Annotated in this window: 18 protein-coding genes; 16 read left to right on the top strand and 2 right to left on the bottom strand. The window is 34.3% G+C overall.

Annotated elements, in window-relative coordinates; all coding sequences use genetic code 11:
• Positions 1-117: 117 nt before the first annotated feature.
• The 5 genes from FNW38_RS07155 (at position 118) to FNW38_RS07135 (ending at position 5,348) form a co-directional block, all read left to right on the top strand.
• On the top strand, positions 118-786 hold the full coding sequence (locus FNW38_RS07155; protein ID WP_143386461.1) for a hypothetical protein: 669 nt from the start codon (positions 118-120) through the stop codon (positions 784-786).
• A 379-nt stretch (positions 787-1,165) separates the two neighbouring features.
• Positions 1,166-1,852: a potassium channel family protein gene (locus FNW38_RS07150; RefSeq protein WP_235890163.1), complete on the top strand. Its 687-nt coding sequence runs from the start codon at positions 1,166-1,168 to the stop codon at positions 1,850-1,852.
• 611 nt (positions 1,853-2,463) lie between these two features.
• Positions 2,464-3,876: a 23S rRNA (uracil(1939)-C(5))-methyltransferase RlmD gene (gene rlmD / locus FNW38_RS07145; protein ID WP_143386460.1), complete on the top strand. Its 1,413-nt coding sequence runs from the start codon at positions 2,464-2,466 to the stop codon at positions 3,874-3,876.
• Between the two features lie 136 nt (positions 3,877-4,012).
• The gene (locus FNW38_RS07140; protein WP_143386459.1) at positions 4,013-4,552 is read left to right on the top strand and encodes a DUF6452 family protein; all 540 of its coding nucleotides are present in this window, start codon (positions 4,013-4,015) and stop codon (positions 4,550-4,552) included.
• Positions 4,553-4,562: 10 nt separating this feature from the next.
• Positions 4,563-5,348 (top strand): DUF6048 family protein, encoded by a 786-nt coding sequence (locus FNW38_RS07135; protein ID WP_235890162.1) that lies wholly within the window; start codon positions 4,563-4,565, stop codon positions 5,346-5,348.
• A gap of 321 nt (positions 5,349-5,669) precedes the next feature.
• Here FNW38_RS07135 and FNW38_RS07130 read toward each other — a convergent pair whose 3' ends face one another.
• On the bottom strand, positions 5,670-5,903 hold the full coding sequence (locus FNW38_RS07130) for a hypothetical protein (protein ID WP_143386457.1): 234 nt from the start codon (positions 5,901-5,903) through the stop codon (positions 5,670-5,672).
• Between the two features lie 52 nt (positions 5,904-5,955).
• Complete coding sequence (locus FNW38_RS07125; protein ID WP_143386456.1) at positions 5,956-7,140, bottom strand: THUMP domain-containing class I SAM-dependent RNA methyltransferase; 1,185 nt, start codon at positions 7,138-7,140, stop codon at positions 5,956-5,958.
• Between the two features lie 69 nt (positions 7,141-7,209).
• Between FNW38_RS07125 and FNW38_RS07120 the strand changes: the two genes are divergently transcribed.
• The 11 genes from FNW38_RS07120 (at position 7,210) to FNW38_RS07070 (ending at position 15,141) form a co-directional block, all read left to right on the top strand.
• The gene (locus FNW38_RS07120) at positions 7,210-7,974 is read left to right on the top strand and encodes a class I SAM-dependent methyltransferase (RefSeq protein WP_143386455.1); all 765 of its coding nucleotides are present in this window, start codon (positions 7,210-7,212) and stop codon (positions 7,972-7,974) included.
• Between the two features lie 79 nt (positions 7,975-8,053).
• The gene (locus tag FNW38_RS07115) at positions 8,054-8,722 is read left to right on the top strand and encodes a ZIP family metal transporter (RefSeq protein ID WP_143386454.1); all 669 of its coding nucleotides are present in this window, start codon (positions 8,054-8,056) and stop codon (positions 8,720-8,722) included.
• Positions 8,723-8,890: 168 nt separating this feature from the next.
• The gene (gene murQ, locus FNW38_RS07110; RefSeq protein WP_143386453.1) at positions 8,891-9,706 is read left to right on the top strand and encodes an N-acetylmuramic acid 6-phosphate etherase; all 816 of its coding nucleotides are present in this window, start codon (positions 8,891-8,893) and stop codon (positions 9,704-9,706) included.
• An 86-nt stretch (positions 9,707-9,792) separates the two neighbouring features.
• On the top strand, positions 9,793-10,014 hold the full coding sequence (locus tag FNW38_RS07105; protein WP_143386452.1) for a DUF6095 family protein: 222 nt from the start codon (positions 9,793-9,795) through the stop codon (positions 10,012-10,014).
• A gap of 27 nt (positions 10,015-10,041) precedes the next feature.
• The gene (locus FNW38_RS07100; RefSeq protein WP_143386451.1) at positions 10,042-10,272 is read left to right on the top strand and encodes a hypothetical protein; all 231 of its coding nucleotides are present in this window, start codon (positions 10,042-10,044) and stop codon (positions 10,270-10,272) included.
• Positions 10,257-10,571 carry a type II toxin-antitoxin system RelE/ParE family toxin gene (locus tag FNW38_RS07095; protein WP_143386450.1) on the top strand — a complete coding sequence of 105 codons (315 nt, stop codon included), beginning with the start codon at positions 10,257-10,259 and terminating at the stop codon, positions 10,569-10,571. The genes FNW38_RS07100 and FNW38_RS07095 overlap by 16 nt, the downstream gene beginning before the upstream one ends.
• Positions 10,559-11,131 carry a pentapeptide repeat-containing protein gene (locus FNW38_RS07090; protein ID WP_143386449.1) on the top strand — a complete coding sequence of 191 codons (573 nt, stop codon included), beginning with the start codon at positions 10,559-10,561 and terminating at the stop codon, positions 11,129-11,131. The genes FNW38_RS07095 and FNW38_RS07090 overlap by 13 nt, the downstream gene beginning before the upstream one ends.
• A gap of 90 nt (positions 11,132-11,221) precedes the next feature.
• On the top strand, positions 11,222-11,596 hold the full coding sequence (locus tag FNW38_RS07085; protein WP_143386448.1) for a DNA topoisomerase IV: 375 nt from the start codon (positions 11,222-11,224) through the stop codon (positions 11,594-11,596).
• Positions 11,597-11,630: 34 nt separating this feature from the next.
• Entirely contained in the window at positions 11,631-12,401 is a 771-nt protein-coding gene (locus FNW38_RS07080; protein ID WP_143386447.1) for a TerC family protein, read from the top strand.
• 161 nt (positions 12,402-12,562) lie between these two features.
• Positions 12,563-14,482 (top strand): DUF294 nucleotidyltransferase-like domain-containing protein, encoded by a 1,920-nt coding sequence (locus tag FNW38_RS07075; protein ID WP_143386446.1) that lies wholly within the window; start codon positions 12,563-12,565, stop codon positions 14,480-14,482.
• The gene (locus FNW38_RS07070; protein WP_143386445.1) at positions 14,482-15,141 is read left to right on the top strand and encodes a 3'-5' exonuclease; all 660 of its coding nucleotides are present in this window, start codon (positions 14,482-14,484) and stop codon (positions 15,139-15,141) included. Before FNW38_RS07075 ends, FNW38_RS07070 begins: the two co-directional genes overlap by 1 nt.
• Positions 15,142-15,253 lie beyond the last annotated feature (112 nt).

Raw genomic sequence — 15,253 nt, 5'->3', positions numbered from 1 at the left:
ATGATTATGAATAAAAAAGCAAGAATTTTTTTATAAATAACTTTAATTTATTGTAGTATTTTATTTATGTTTGCGTCAATAATTTATTATTAAAATTTTAAAAACCTAAACCAACCAATGAAATTAACAAAAATTATTTTTTTTGTATCGATTGCAGTACTACTAAACAGCTGTGCTTCTGGATACAAAATGATTAAACCGACAACACTGAATTATATTTCTAACAACACTAGCAATGGAGTTACGATGGAATACAAATACGATTTGTTAAGTAAAAAATACGCAAAAAAGGAATCTAAAAAAGGACTCCGATTAGTAGCGATTAAAATAAAAAACAACACCGAAAAAGATTTAGTTTTTGGAAGAGATATTAAATTGAGTTTTGAAAATGGAAATGAATTATATCTATTGGAAAATGAAAAAACTTTTAAATCTTTAAAACAAAGCCCAGCATCCTACTTATTTTATTTACTGTTATCACCAATTAATTTTTACACTACAGAAACTAATTCATACGGAGTTGCTGAACAAACGAGTTCAACTCCAGTTGGATTGTTACTTGGACCTGGTTTAGTCGCTGGAAATATGATTGCCGCGAGTAATGCTAACAAAAAATTTAAAACAGAGTTGAACGATTACAACATTAATGGTAAGGTCATTAAAAAAGGAGAAACTTCTTTTGGATTAATTAGCTTTCAATCCGACAACTATGACGCTATTAAAGTTACAGTAGACCAAGAAGCTGTAAAGCTAAATGAAAAACAGCCCGAAGTTGCTAAAATTTGATTTTTTAATGAATATTTAAAGCTCAACTGGAATCAATTTAATCTTTTTACTTGCCAGTTTTTGTGCGACTTGCTCGGCTACAAGAGATAAAACAGCCGATAATTGTACGTTTTTAGTATCAAGTGCTTTTTTTGAAATTTCATCTTCATCCTTAATCAGTTTGATAAACGTTTCAATGAAAACAAACTGTTGATCGGTCGATTGACAAATCAAATCTGCAAATTCCCTAATAGAATCTGAAGGGTTTTCTTCTAAAATAAGTTTAGCACAAACCAGAAGTTTGTTCTTCCATTAATATTTCTAACTTGCAGACAGGTCATCAAGTCGCAAAGCGAGTCTAGCCGATAACGTAACCAAAAATCAAACAAATTACAAAATTGTGAGCATAGAAAAAGTAGAAACAATGGTAGAAATAAGCATTGATAATTCCGATAATAAAATTGGATTATTAAATTTAACTGTAATAATCTTATCAATATACGTTTTGGGAGCCTTAATAATTGATACTATTTATGTTCTTCCTACTGAAACTTCGCTCCTATTAAACGTTATTGACAACACTATTTGTGTATTTTTCTTTTTTGAATTTTGCATTCGTTTTTACAAGGCTGAGAACAAATTAAAATTTATGCATTGGGGATGGATTGACTTAGTTTCAAGCATTCCAATGGTTGGTTTTTTTCGAGCAGGTAGACTATTACGGCTCATAAGATTACTTCGTGTGGTAAGAGCATTTCGTTCGACAAGACAAATTGTAAATCACATTTTTGCAAACAAAGCAAAAGGAGCATTGACTTCGGTATTTATTATTGCTGTTTTGCTTGTAATCTTTTCATCCATTGCAATCTTACAAGTTGAAGATGACCCTAACAGTAATATTAAAACTGCTGAAGATGCAATTTGGTGGGCTTATGTTACAATCACGACAGTTGGCTATGGTGACAAATTTCCGGTTACAAGCGAAGGACGAATAATTGCAGCAATCTTAATGACTGCTGGTGTTGGACTTTTCGGGACATTTACAGCATTTATTGCATCTTGGTTTGTAACAGAAAACAAAAAATAAAACAAGTGACGACAAATAACAAAAGAAGTGCAGCTTGAAACAGCGGTTTCCCCACAGGCACGAGCCCAATGCCATTCAGTTAAGGATTCGTCAGTTCGAGTTGAGTAAAAATTTGCGATAGAAAATTTATACGAAGTATCGAGAACCTTTTGATATTAAAGACTTCACGATACTATTTTGAATAGTAAAGCTATCGCATTACTATTCAAAATCACTACCATTGACGTTTTTTCAAAACTAATATAAAACCTATCGTATGGACACAAATAGTAAAGGTTAAATTTGAACACGAATTCCACTAATTTTCACAAATCTATGCGGCTAATACAGTTCGTGAAATTAATTTCACGAATGAATTCGTGGCAATTTGTGAAATTCGTGTTTATTTTTAGACTTATGTCCAGACGATAGGTATAATACGTCATTATATATTGCTTTTTTTTTTGTAAAAAAATTAAGCCTCGAAGTGACTTGTAAAACCTCTTAACTTAATGACATTGGGGTCGGGGTTGCAGCGGAAAGCGGAATTGGGCTCAAATAAAAAACACTTGATATTAAAAATATTTCCCAATTTGAATTTATAAAACCATTCAAACGCTTATTTTTGCGCTATGGCAAAGAAAAATACAGACAAAGTTGTCTTTCATCAGATAAAAGTCCTTGATGCTGGTGCAAAGGGCGTATCGGTAGCAAAGGCTCCCGACGGAAAAGTAGTTTTTATCCCGAATGTGGTTCCGGGTGATGTGGTTGATGTGCAGACTTTCAAGAAGCGCAAGGCCTATTACGAAGGAAAAGCGGTTCATTTTCATGAATATTCAGAGCATCGTGTAGAACCTATTTGCGAGCACTTTGGTGTTTGTGGCGGTTGTAAATGGCAGAACATGAAGTACAGCCAACAGTTGTATTACAAACAAAATGAGGTAAAAAACCATTTGCAACGCATTGGAAAAATAGAACTTCCGGAATTTGAGCCAATCTTAGGTTCGGAAAAACAGTTTTTTTACAGAAACAAAATGGAATTTTCGTTTTCGAACAGTCGTTGGTTAACCGAAAAAGAAATTGACAGCACCGAAGATTTAGGAAACAGAAACGCACTTGGTTTTCACATTCCGAAAATGTGGGACAAAATCCTGGACATCAACAAATGTCATTTGCAGGAAGACCCATCGAATGCGATTAGAAACGAAGTAAAGGATTTTGCCAATGCGCATGGTTTGACTTTCTTTAATCCAAGAGATCACGAAGGATTGCTTAGAACTTTGATGTTGCGAACGGCTTCGACCGGTGAAATTATGGTTTTGATTCAGTTTTTTGAAAACGACAAAGCCAATAGAGAATTACTTTTAGACCATCTTTACGAGAAATTCCCTCAGATTACTTCGCTGCAATACGTTGTCAATAATAAAGCTAACGATACTTTATACGATACCGACATTAAATTATACAAAGGAAGAGATTACATCTTGGAAGAAATGGAAGGTTTGAAATTTAGCATTAATGCGAAATCTTTTTACCAAACCAACTCGGATCAAGCGTATGAATTATACAAAATAACGAGAGATTTCGCTGGACTTACAGGAAATGAAATCGTTTATGATTTATATACCGGAACGGGAACGATTGCACAATTTGTTTCTAAAAACGCCAAAAAAGTTATTGGTGTGGAAAGTGTTCCTGAGGCGATTAAAGATGCTAAATTAAATGCAGAACGCAATGAAATTACCAATTGTGAGTTCTTTGTAGGAGATATGAAAGTCGTTTTTAACGATAGTTTCATTGCACAACACGGTCATCCTGATGTGATTATCACGGATCCGCCAAGAGACGGAATGCACAAAGATGTAATTGAACAAATTATGAAAATTGCTCCTGAAAAAGTGGTTTATGTTAGTTGTAATTCGGCTACACAAGCACGTGATTTGGCTTTGATGGATGAAAAATACAAAGTAACCCGGGTACGTCCGGTAGATATGTTTCCACAAACACACCATGTTGAAAATGTAGTACTTTTGGAAAGACGATAATTGATTTTTGATTGAAGATTACAGAATTCAGATTGCAGATTGAAAAATTGTCATTGATATTGTGATTGATATTAATATTGAAATTTTTCCTTCAGTTATCTTATTGCGCACCGGTTTACACAAAAACAAATTGTAAATGAAAAAAATAATTTTATTGGCATTCGCTTTAGCGCTATCGTTCTCCAGCTGTGAGAAAGATGATATTTGCGATGCAAATACAGCTACAACGCCCAGACTGGTCATTACCTTTTATGATATTACGAATCCCGCGGTTTTGAAAAACGTGACGAATCTAAAAGTGGTTGGTGCAGGAATGACCGATGGAATTATTTTTAATACGAGTGCAACCGGTGAATCAAAATACCTGACTAGCGGAAACGCCATTTCTATTCCATTGAAAACCAACGAGGATACCACCAGTTATAATTTTACACTGAATTCAGGAAATGCAAATCCAGCATTGGTAAACGAAGACAATATAAAGTTCGATTATACCAGAGCCGATATTTTTGTATCAAGAGCTTGCGGTTTTAAGACGCTTTTTACGTTAAACACTTCAAATCCTTATACCCATACAGATGCAGCGGTTCCTGATGAAAAATGGATACAATACATCTCGGTTGAAAAAAGTAATATAGATAACGAAAATGACACACACCTTAAAATATTTTTTTAGTTTTTGCTTCATGTTGTCTCTATTTTTGGCACAAGCACAAGATACTGACACCATCCAAAGAAAAAAAATGGATGAAGTGATTCCTGAAGCTCCAAAGCCAATAACTAAAAAACTTCCGGAAGAAAAAAAGAACGATACCATTGTAAAAACAGATCGTTACGGTTTTCGTGTAGGTGTTGATTTATACAAATTGACTCGTGCCTTATATGACAAAGATTATAAAGGTCTAGAATTAGTAGGTGATTATCGCTTGACAAAAAAATATTTCTTGGCAGCCGAAGTTGGAAATGAAAATAAAACGACGGATGATGACCGATTGAATACTACAACCAAAGGTTCGTATTTAAAAGTCGGTTTTGATTACAATGGCTATGAAAACTGGTTGGATATGGAAAACATCATTTCCATAGGCATGCGATATGGCGTGAGTACTTTTAGCCAACAGTTAAACACTTATAAAATTTACAATGCCAATCCATATTTTGGTGAAGTCCCTGTAATTACATCAGGTAACAAATATAACGGTTTAACCGCAAGTTGGATTGAAGTCGTGGCAGGAGTAAAAGCCAAAGTATTCAATAATGTATTTATGGGTTTCAGTCTTCGCTTGAATCGATTAGTAACCAATAAAGAACCCGATAATTTCAAAAACCTATACATTCCTGGATTTAATAGAACCTACGATGGAGATTTTGGAGTAGGATTTAATTACACTGTTACCTACTTTATACCTTTTTACAAAAAAAAAGTTACTCCTAAGAAAGTGGAGATCAAAAAAGAAGATCAAAAAAAGTAAAACTTACTCGAGTTTCAAAATAAAAAATATCGCAAAGGAAACAACTGTTCTCTTTGCGATATTTTTTGTTTTGAGTAAAACGAACTAAACATAGAGTATACCGTAATACTTTTTAAAACTTAAATGATCTTACATTTCTTATATGGTTTTTATTTCTCAACATATAAGGAATATAAGTCCATTTAAGAAATGGTGCAATTATTCTATTTTATCCAGCAAAAGCATAACTTTTAATTTGAATAATATTTTCTTTCATAAAAGCTAGTAATTATTATTCCTCGATTCTCGTAATTATTAATTTGTAATTCGTAATTTATAAAATTACATTTCCTTTATTTCTTTTATAAAAATCCATTTCATAAATAATTTTTCGCCGTCTTTAGTCTTTACTGCCTGAAATTTAGGTGATAAAAGCGTGCCAACTGCAAAAGCAGTCAACGGAACCCAATAACCGATTAAATTGGTATAGTGATCCACTAAATATCGGAATGACGTAAATAATATTGCAAAACAACCCAATTGGTATATAAATGCACGTACTTGTAATTTGGTCATAATAAATTATGAGTTTTGAGTTATGAATTATGATTTTTTTTAATCTAATATCTTAAATCTGATCCTGATCTCCACTTTCTGACACCTGAAACTTCGTTCTCTTGCTTCCTTCGTACATTTCGTATTTTACCAAACGTGCTTCTAAACCAGCGTTGAAAAGTTTAATTTTTCTCGAAGGTTTTAGTCCAACATATTTCAAAGCTTCAAGATTAGCCGTGATAAACCAAGCATTTGTTCCCGGGTAATTTTTCTTTAAGGTATCTCCAATACTTTTGTAGAATTCTTCCATGTGAATGTCCAAACGCTCATCATACGGCGGATTGAAAACCATGTGTAATTTTCCTTCAGATGTTTTTTCCGTATCAAAAAAGTTCTTTTCCTCGATGGTTACGTACTCATCAAGATTGGCATTTTTGATATTGTCTTTGGCTTTTTGAACCGCACTTGGTGCTTTATCATAGCCTTTTATGGTGTAATGAAATTCACGAACACGTTTCAATAAACTGTCTGAAATAGCATCAAATAAATCATTGTCCCAATCGTTCCATTTTTCGAAAGCAAATTCTTTACGGTTGATGTTTGCCGGAATATTACAGGCAATCATAGCGGCTTCGGCTAGAAATGTTCCAGAACCACACATAGGATCCAAGAAATCACCTTGACCATCCCAACCCGAAAGCAAAAGAATTCCTGCAGCCAGTACCTCGTTTATAGGAGCAATATTGGTAGCGGTTCTATACCCACGTTGGTTCAATGAATTCCCGGAAGTATCCAGTGCAACTGAAACCTGGTCTTTATCGATGTGAATGTTGATTCTCAAATCAGGATGCACTTTGTCAATACTTGGTCGTTGCCCTGTTCTTTCTCTAAATTGATCGACAATCGCATCTTTACATTTCTGGGAAACAAATTCCGAGTGATTAAAATATTCCGAATGTACCGTTGTATCAATCACAAAAGTCTGATTGGCATTCAATAATTTAGACCAATTCACTCCCGAAATACCTTTGTATAAAGCCTGTTCATTATTTGCCTTGAAAAAATAAATAGGTTTCAGGATTTTCAAAGCCGTACGTAACCCTAAATTCGCTTTGTACATAAACCCTTTATCTCCTTTAAAACTCACCATTCTCACACCTTGCTCCACATCTTGTGCGCCCAGCATTTGCAATTCTTTCGCTAATATTTCTTCAAAACCAAAAAAGGTTTTGGCAACCATTTTAAAATTATTTTCCATTGTAAAATCAAGTATTCGTTGCAAAAATACACTAAATTTGCATCAATCGAATTAATTGAAAAAGAATAAATGTCTGCAGCACAAAATCCGCCAACTGAAAATCAACAACAATCACCAGCAAACTGGTATACCTCTTGGTTTGACACTCCGTATTATCACATCCTTTACAAAGACCGAAACTATAGAGAAGCCCAGGTTTTTATGGATAATCTTACACATTACCTTAATCTTCCTGAAAAAGCAAAAGTATTGGATTTAGCTTGTGGCAAAGGCCGTCATTCTATCTATTTGAACCAATTAGGATTTAATGTTATTGGTGCTGATTTATCTGAAAATAGCATTGCTGAAGCCCGTAAAAACAGCAATGAAACCCTTCATTTTAAAGTACACGACATGCGTGAACCTTTTGAAGAGAAATTCGATGCTATTTTCAATTTATTCACCAGTTTTGGCTATTTTGAGAATGACGAAGACAATCTAACCACATTAAAAGCCATCAAAGAAAGCCTTTCAGAATATGGTTTTGCCGTGATTGACTTCATGAATGTCAACCAAGTCATCGACACACTGGTTCCTGAAGAAACGAAAACAGTAGAAGGAATCGATTTTCATATCAAGCGTTATGTAGCCGAAGGCCATATTTACAAAGAAATTGACTTTGAAGACAAAGGACAAAAATTTCACTTTACTGAAAAAGTAAAAGCCTTAACCCTCAAAGATTTTGAAGAATTAATGGAAGAAGCCGGAATTTACTTATTGGATATTTTTGGCGATTACAAATTGAAAAAATTCCACAAAACAGATAGTGAACGACTAATCATGATTTTTAAATAGATAATTTCGGTTAATCGGTTATTTGGTTAATCGATAAAACATGTTAACTATTCAACAAATAAACAGTTAAACAAAAAACATGAATTACCTTTTACCATTACTTTCCGTACTCATAGGGTATATCGTCGCATTGGTTTTAAGACCAAAAAACAAAACCAACCTAAAGTTATTATTAGCCTTTAGCGGTTCTTTTTTACTTTCTTTGACGGTAATGCACTTATTACCGGAAGTGTACGAAAGCGCCAATCCTAACATTGGAATCTTTATTATGTTGGGAATCCTATTCCAAATCATATTGGAGTTTTTTTCAAAAGGGGCGGAACACGGTCACGTACACGGACATGAAATAATAACTCAAATCCCGTGGTTGCTGTTCATCAGTCTTTGCATCCACGCCTTTCTGGAAGGATTTCCCGTAAGTCACCACCATGATTTAGCCATAGGAATTGCCATCCACCATTTGCCAATCGCCATCATATTGACCACCTTTTTCATCAATGCAAGTCTGGATAAAAACGCCATTCTTTTCTTCATGGTAACTTTTGCAATTATGACGCCACTAGGAACCATTTTGTCTGATTACATGCCCATCTTAAACGTATATTATACTGAAATTACAGCCATTGTAATAGGGATATTATTCCATATTTCATCCACCATTATTTTTGAAACCAGCGAAGGACACAAATTCAATATCGCCAAAGTTTCAATGATAATTTTAGGAATTGCCTTGGCGTATTTTATATAATTTTACAATTTGGGCGTGACCCGCTGAAAAAGCGGGTCGGGCTATTCGCTACAATCTTTTTTCTCCTTCCGCTGTCGCTACAGGAGTAAAAAAGGATTTCCGCTGCTATCCCTCACGCATGAAACGTACAGATAACTCGCAAGTTGTCCCTTCAAAAAAATAAAAAAAATGACTTTTACTAAAACCACCGAACAATCCTCCAAATACGAACATTTAGAAAAAATGTCGGTTCAAGAATTACTTTCTAATATCAATCAGGAAGACAAAACCGTTCCTTTAGCCGTAGAAAAAGCCTTGCCGCAAATAGAACCTTTAGTAACCGAAATCGTTGCCAAAATGAAACTCGGCGGACGATTGTTTTACATTGGAGCAGGAACTTCAGGACGTTTGGGAATTCTGGATGCTTCGGAATGTCCGCCAACCTTCGGCGTTCCTTTCGACTTGGTAATCGGGATTATTGCCGGTGGTGACACCGCCATTCGTAGAGCCGTAGAAAATGCCGAAGATAATGCCCCCCAAGCCTGGATTGATTTGCAAGCTTTCGATATAAATGAAAATGATGTCGTAGTAGGAATTGCCGCTTCAGGCACAACTCCTTATGTCATTGGAGGATTACAAGCCTGTAACGAAAATAATATCACCACAGGAAGCATTTCTTGCAATGCAGGAAGTCCGCTTTCACAAACTGCAAAATTCCCTATTGAAGTAGTTGTAGGACCTGAATTTGTAACCGGAAGTTCCCGTATGAAAGCGGGAACAGCCCAAAAATTAGTGCTGAATATGATTACCACCACCACCATGATTCAACTCGGGAAGGTGAAAGGTAACAAAATGGTTGATATGCAATTGAGCAATAGCAAACTGGTAGATCGCGGTGTAAAAATGATTATGGGAGAAATTCCTGTTTCCTACGAGGAAGCTGCCGAATTATTGAAAAAACATGGCAGTGTGAGAAAAGCTGTTGATAATTACAGTGGCCAGTAGGCAGATTACAGACGAACCCTTTCAGAGTTTAAAACTCTGAAAGGGTTATGACAAAGTAACATAACCTTAAACTTTAAACTAAAGAAATGGCAACCAACAAAGAACTATTATCCAAAGGAATCAAATATTTAGCGGGTGCTTTACCGCTACTTTTTTTAGGTCCTGCAGTGATTTATAATGCCTTTATGAATCAGCAAAATGTGTGGCATTATTTGGTTTTAGCAATAGGAATTATAGCTTGTCTTGCCGCCATGTTTCTGATGTATTTGGGATTAAAAACAATTATGAAAAGCTTATTTAACGACTAATTCGTATCTTTACTAAAAATTTCAATCATGGATATTCAAGCTGAAATAAATTGGATTCATCAAGAAATTGATAAAGTAAAAGATCCTTCTTTTGTTGAAAAACTCAAACATCTTTTACAATCACTCAATTCAACAGTTGATGAAACTAGTATTGACTATAATAATGATATTGACAATGCATTAGAAAGTATCAAAAAAGGTAATTTTTATTCTGATGAAGAAGCAAGATCAATTTCAAAAAAATGGGGAAGAAAATAATTTGGTCAAATAATGCTTTAGCCCAACTAGAAGATATTCATTTTTATATTTTTTTTGAAAGCAAATCAATCCAAATTGCTGACAAAGTAATCGAAGCTATCTTTGATAGTACAGAAATTCTAAAAACCCAACCCGAAATTTTTAAACTCGACAAACAAAAGACCAATAATGATGGAACTTTCCGTGTTTGTCTAATTTATGATTATAGCATATCCTATCAAATTACTGAAACTACAATTCTAATTCTCCGTGTGAGACATAACGCCAGAAAATCGAAAAAACTCCCATGGAAAACCTAATTCACGTTCAAAAAACATTTGAAAAAGTCGTTTACATCGATAAAAAAATTAACAATAGAGAATTTGAGGATTGCGTTTTTAAAAACTGTGATTTCTCCAATAGTGATTTCTCCTATAATATCTTCATGGATTGTGAATTCATTGATTGTAATCTGGCCATGACAAAATTATCAGGAACAAGCTTAAAAGGAGTACAATTTAGAAACTGCAAATTGCTGGGCATCCAATTTGAGGAATGCGATGATTTCTTGTTCAACGTCAATTTTCAGGAATGCGTTTTGGATTATTCGTCGTTTGCGAATAAAAAAATGCCAAAAACAAAATTCAATTCCTGTTCGTTGAAAGAAGTAACTTTTGTTGGAGCGAATCTTACGAATTCGGTTTTTGACAACAGTAATTTGGATGGTGCTATTTTTAATAATACCCAATTAGCAGGAGCTGATTTTTCAAAAGCATCTAATTTTAAAATTGATCCCGAATTCAATCCGATGAAAAAAGCCAAATTTTCTACTCAGGGAATTGTTGGACTACTAGACAAATACGATATTAAAATACAATAGTTATAATTGCCCCAGATGGAAGTGAAAACCCCGCAACGTACAGCTGTATTAGGCCTTAAAAAACAGTTTGAAAATAAATCCACTTAAGAAATGAAAAAAATAATACTCCTCCTCCCACTACTGCTACTAATGTCATGCTATGATGCGGAGCGCAATTGTGCAGCTTTTAAAACTGGGAAATTCAAATTTGAATATGAAGTTGACGGTGTCAAGAAAACTACTGTTTTTGAACGCAATGACAGTATCGAAATTGAAACTTTTGAAGGCAAAACAGACACTGCTTCGATACGATGGGTAAATGATTGTGAGTACATTCTACAAAAAATACATCCAAAAAATATGGCCGAAGAAAAAGCAATTGGTATGAAAATTTTGACAACCTCAAAAAATTCCTATACCTTTGAATTCGGAATGATTGGTGTCGACACAAAGCAAAGAGGAACTGTTACTAAGATTGCCGATTAAGTATTTTTAAACTATAAATTATAACTAAATAAAAATGGAAGTATTTTTAAATCCTGACGCTTGGATTGCCTTGTTAACATTGACATTTTTGGAAATTGTATTAGGAATCGATAATATAATTTTCATATCGATTGCCACAGGAAAACTACCTGCCGAAAGTCGTAAAAAAGCTACCAAAATAGGAATGTTCCTTGCCATGTTCATGAGAATTGCGCTTTTGTTTGGTATCAATTTATTGATTCAAATGAAGAAACCTTGGTTTAGCATTGATTTTAGTTGGTTTACTGCAGGAGTGACAGGTCAAAGTATCATTTTATTACTCGGGGGTTTATTCTTGATTTATAAGAGTACGAATGAGATTCGTGAAAAAGTAGACGAAAAAGGACATGAAGAAAAAGAAATAAGCAAAGCGGCCACAAAATCATTTCAAAATGTACTTTTTCAAATTATCATGATTGATTTAGTTTTCTCTTTCGATAGTATTCTTACGGCGGTAGGTATGACAAATGGAGTTGAAGGTGCTTTATATATTATGATTACTGCAGTGATTATATCCGTATTAATAATGATGCAATTTGCTGTTCCTGTTGGAAGTTTTGTAAACAAACATCCTTCTATTCAAATTTTGGGTTTATCATTTTTGATACTAATTGGATTTATGTTACTTACTGAAAGTGCTCATTTATCGAATGCCTTAATCTTTGGAAATCACGTTACACCAGTACCAAAAGGATATTTGTATTTTGCGATATCTTTCTCATTATTAGTTGAAGTATTGAATATGAAAATGAAGAAAAACAAATAAACGAAACTATTTTTTGATAAAGAAGCTCCTTTTCGGGAGCTTTTTTTTATTCTTAAAATTTATTCCCTCCTTAAATAAGGAAACACTAAAAAGACCGCAAATTTGGTCTTTTTTCTTTTTATATATTGTTTTATAAATTAACTTAGACGCAAATAAGCGTCATGAAAAATACCATCTCCCATAGAGTTGCAGACTTTTTAAAAAACTTCCCTCCTTTTAGCTTTTTACAACAAAAAGATATCGAAATCATTTCTGAACAAATATCCATCATTTACAAAGAAAAGGATAGTGTTGTGTTTGCCGAAAACGAAGAAACGCACTCCTGTTTTTATGTAGTCCATAAAGGAGCAGTAGCACTTAGAACAAGCCTCCAAAACGATATTTTGGATATGTGTGATGAAGGAGACATTTTTGGGTTGAGGCCACTTATCGCGAATGAAAATTATAAGATGGAAGCCAAAACCCATGAAGAAAGCATCCTTTATGCCATTCCCATTGCCATTTTTAAACCTTATGCACTAGAAAACAGAGCTGTAGGAAATTTTTTAATAGAAAGCTTTGCCTCTAATACACTCAACCCCTATTCTAAAAGCCACAGCGGAAAACTATATGGTGAAACAACCGGGAGCGAATTCTTGGACAATGATAAAAAGCTATTGGACTTACAGCCTGTAAAATATTCTAAAAAGCTCATTACCTGTTCTTCTATAACCACAGTAAAAACCATTGCTGAAACCATGACCAAAAAAAATGTGGGCGCCATTCTCGTTGTAGAGGATACGCTCCCCATTGGTATCATTACAGATAAAGATTTAAGGAACAAAATTGTGACCGGAAAATATCCAATCACCACAACTGCTGCCGCAATAATGACTTCTCCTGTTATTACTTATCCAAGGAAAATGACCGTTACTCAGGCTCAAATGGCAATGATGAAAAGTAACATTAGCCATTTATGTCTTACAAAAGATGGCACAACAAATTCCAAAGCTGTCGGGATCCTATCCAAACATGATGTTATGGTGGAGCTTGGCAACAATCCGGGCGTATTGATAAAAGCGGTAAAAAGAGCTAAAAAATTCAAACAGATAAAGCCGATACGAGCCAGCATAATGCAATTGTTACAAGGATATTTAGACCAAAATATTCCTATGACACTGACTTCAAAAATAATTACAGAATTAAATGACGTCTGTATAAAGCAAGTCATAGCAATAGCGCTAAAAAAAATGAAAACGCCTCCACCTGTAAAATTTGCATGGTTGGCACTGGGAAGTCAAGGAAGAAGCGAACAATTGCTACATACCGATCAGGACAATGCCTTAGTTTATGAGGATGTTCCGGAAGAATTGAAAATAGAGACCAAAAATTATTTTTTAGAATTGGCTACCCATGTAAATAAAGGACTCTTTGTTATTGGATATGATTATTGTCCCGCAGAAATGATGGCTTCTAATCCAAAATGGTGCTTAAGTCTTGGCGAATGGGAAAGTCTGGTTTACCATTGGATTACCAACCCAGGAAAAAATGAAGTATTATTATCCTTCATATTTTTTGATTATAGTCTGTCATATGGAGATAGTGAACTCGTAAACAAGTTGTCCGAATTTATTTTTGAAAATGTAAAAGCTAATCCTGTTTTTTATATTCATTTGGTAAGCGGCGCGCTACAAAGCCCTTCTCCAACCGGATTCTTCAGACAATTTTTATTAGAACAAGACGGCGCCCACAAAGATTTTTTTGACATAAAAAGACGGGCTTTAATGCCACTAACCGATGCCGCAAGAGTTTTGATTCTCTCTCATTCTGTGAAATCTATTAGCAATACTCCGGAACGTTTTGAAAAATTGGCAGAATTAGAACCCCATAACAGAGAGTTGTATTTAGCATGTTCCTATTCCTATAAAGCATTATTGAAATTCAGAACTAAACAGGGCCTTTTACATCATGATTCTGGTCAGTATATTGCGTTGGAAGCGCTTTCCAAATTAGAAAAAATAAAGTTAAAGCGAACTTTTAAAACCATCAAGGAATTACAAGAACTCATCACTATCCGATTTAATCCTTCAAATATATTATGATGATGAACTTTTTAAAAAAAAGTAAAGCTATTCTATTTGAATTTTGGGGCAAATCCGAAAAATCATCCGATGACGAACAATCAAATGACATCGACGCTATGCGTTTTGTTGTGTTGGATACAGAGACCACTGGTTTTGATTATACTAATGACAGGATACTTTGTATTGGAGCCATCATCTTGCAAAATGGCATGATTCCCATTCATGATAGTTTTGAAGTTTTTATTCAACAAGAACATTACGATCAAGCAAGTGCACAAATTCATGGAATCCTGAAAGAATGTGTCATAGATCGCCCCACTGAATTAGAAGCCTTACAACAGTTTTTGGAGTTCTTAGGAGACTCCGTTATAATTGCTCACCATACTATATTTGACATCACCATGATTAATAAGGCATTGGAGAGAAATGGATTGCCGAAATTAAAAAACAAGACTTTAGACACGGCGGTGCTGTATAAAAAAACGTTATTGGTTTCTAATTTATTGGAACGTAAGGAAAACTATAGTTTGGACGAACTTGCCGATAAATTTGATATTTCAAAAAAGGATAGACATACCGCAATGGGTGATGCCTATATTACCGCAATTGCTTTTTTGAAAATCCTAAACAAATTGAGAAATAAAAAGGAACTTAACTTAAAACAATTGTTTAAATAAAGTCAGAATATTAAAAATAGTTCTGGAAAGCCTGCAGAAGTTTTTATAGGTATTAAACATAAAAAAGTTCCTTTTCAAGCTACCTTGTGGAAACAAATATAAAGAACACAGA

The organism is Flavobacterium gawalongense, from assembly GCF_007097265.1.
In the GTDB taxonomy this organism is placed as follows: Bacteria; Bacteroidota; Bacteroidia; order Flavobacteriales; family Flavobacteriaceae; genus Flavobacterium; species Flavobacterium gawalongense.
Note: the sequence above shows the minus strand (reverse complement) of the source record. Positions and strands in the feature narration are given on the sequence as shown.

Bases quoted from the DNA above. Each gene is read 5' to 3' on its own strand.
- FNW38_RS07155 (WP_143386461.1), top strand. From the start codon at position 118: ATGAAATTAACAAAAATTATTTTTTTTGTATCGATTGCAGTACTACTA.
- rlmD (WP_143386460.1), top strand. From the start codon at position 2,464: ATGGCAAAGAAAAATACAGACAAAGTTGTCTTTCATCAGATAAAAGTC.
- FNW38_RS07140 (WP_143386459.1), top strand. From the start codon at position 4,013: ATGAAAAAAATAATTTTATTGGCATTCGCTTTAGCGCTATCGTTCTCC.
- FNW38_RS07135 (WP_235890162.1), top strand. From the start codon at position 4,563: ATGTTGTCTCTATTTTTGGCACAAGCACAAGATACTGACACCATCCAA.
- FNW38_RS07130 (WP_143386457.1), bottom strand. From the start codon at position 5,903: ATGACCAAATTACAAGTACGTGCATTTATATACCAATTGGGTTGTTTT.
- FNW38_RS07125 (WP_143386456.1), bottom strand. From the start codon at position 7,140: ATGGAAAATAATTTTAAAATGGTTGCCAAAACCTTTTTTGGTTTTGAA.
- FNW38_RS07120 (WP_143386455.1), top strand. From the start codon at position 7,210: ATGTCTGCAGCACAAAATCCGCCAACTGAAAATCAACAACAATCACCA.
- FNW38_RS07115 (WP_143386454.1), top strand. From the start codon at position 8,054: ATGAATTACCTTTTACCATTACTTTCCGTACTCATAGGGTATATCGTC.
- murQ (WP_143386453.1), top strand. From the start codon at position 8,891: ATGACTTTTACTAAAACCACCGAACAATCCTCCAAATACGAACATTTA.
- FNW38_RS07105 (WP_143386452.1), top strand. From the start codon at position 9,793: ATGGCAACCAACAAAGAACTATTATCCAAAGGAATCAAATATTTAGCG.
- FNW38_RS07100 (WP_143386451.1), top strand. From the start codon at position 10,042: ATGGATATTCAAGCTGAAATAAATTGGATTCATCAAGAAATTGATAAA.
- FNW38_RS07095 (WP_143386450.1), top strand. From the start codon at position 10,257: ATGGGGAAGAAAATAATTTGGTCAAATAATGCTTTAGCCCAACTAGAA.
- FNW38_RS07090 (WP_143386449.1), top strand. From the start codon at position 10,559: ATGGAAAACCTAATTCACGTTCAAAAAACATTTGAAAAAGTCGTTTAC.
- FNW38_RS07085 (WP_143386448.1), top strand. From the start codon at position 11,222: ATGAAAAAAATAATACTCCTCCTCCCACTACTGCTACTAATGTCATGC.
- FNW38_RS07080 (WP_143386447.1), top strand. From the start codon at position 11,631: ATGGAAGTATTTTTAAATCCTGACGCTTGGATTGCCTTGTTAACATTG.
- FNW38_RS07075 (WP_143386446.1), top strand. From the start codon at position 12,563: ATGAAAAATACCATCTCCCATAGAGTTGCAGACTTTTTAAAAAACTTC.
- FNW38_RS07070 (WP_143386445.1), top strand. From the start codon at position 14,482: ATGATGAACTTTTTAAAAAAAAGTAAAGCTATTCTATTTGAATTTTGG.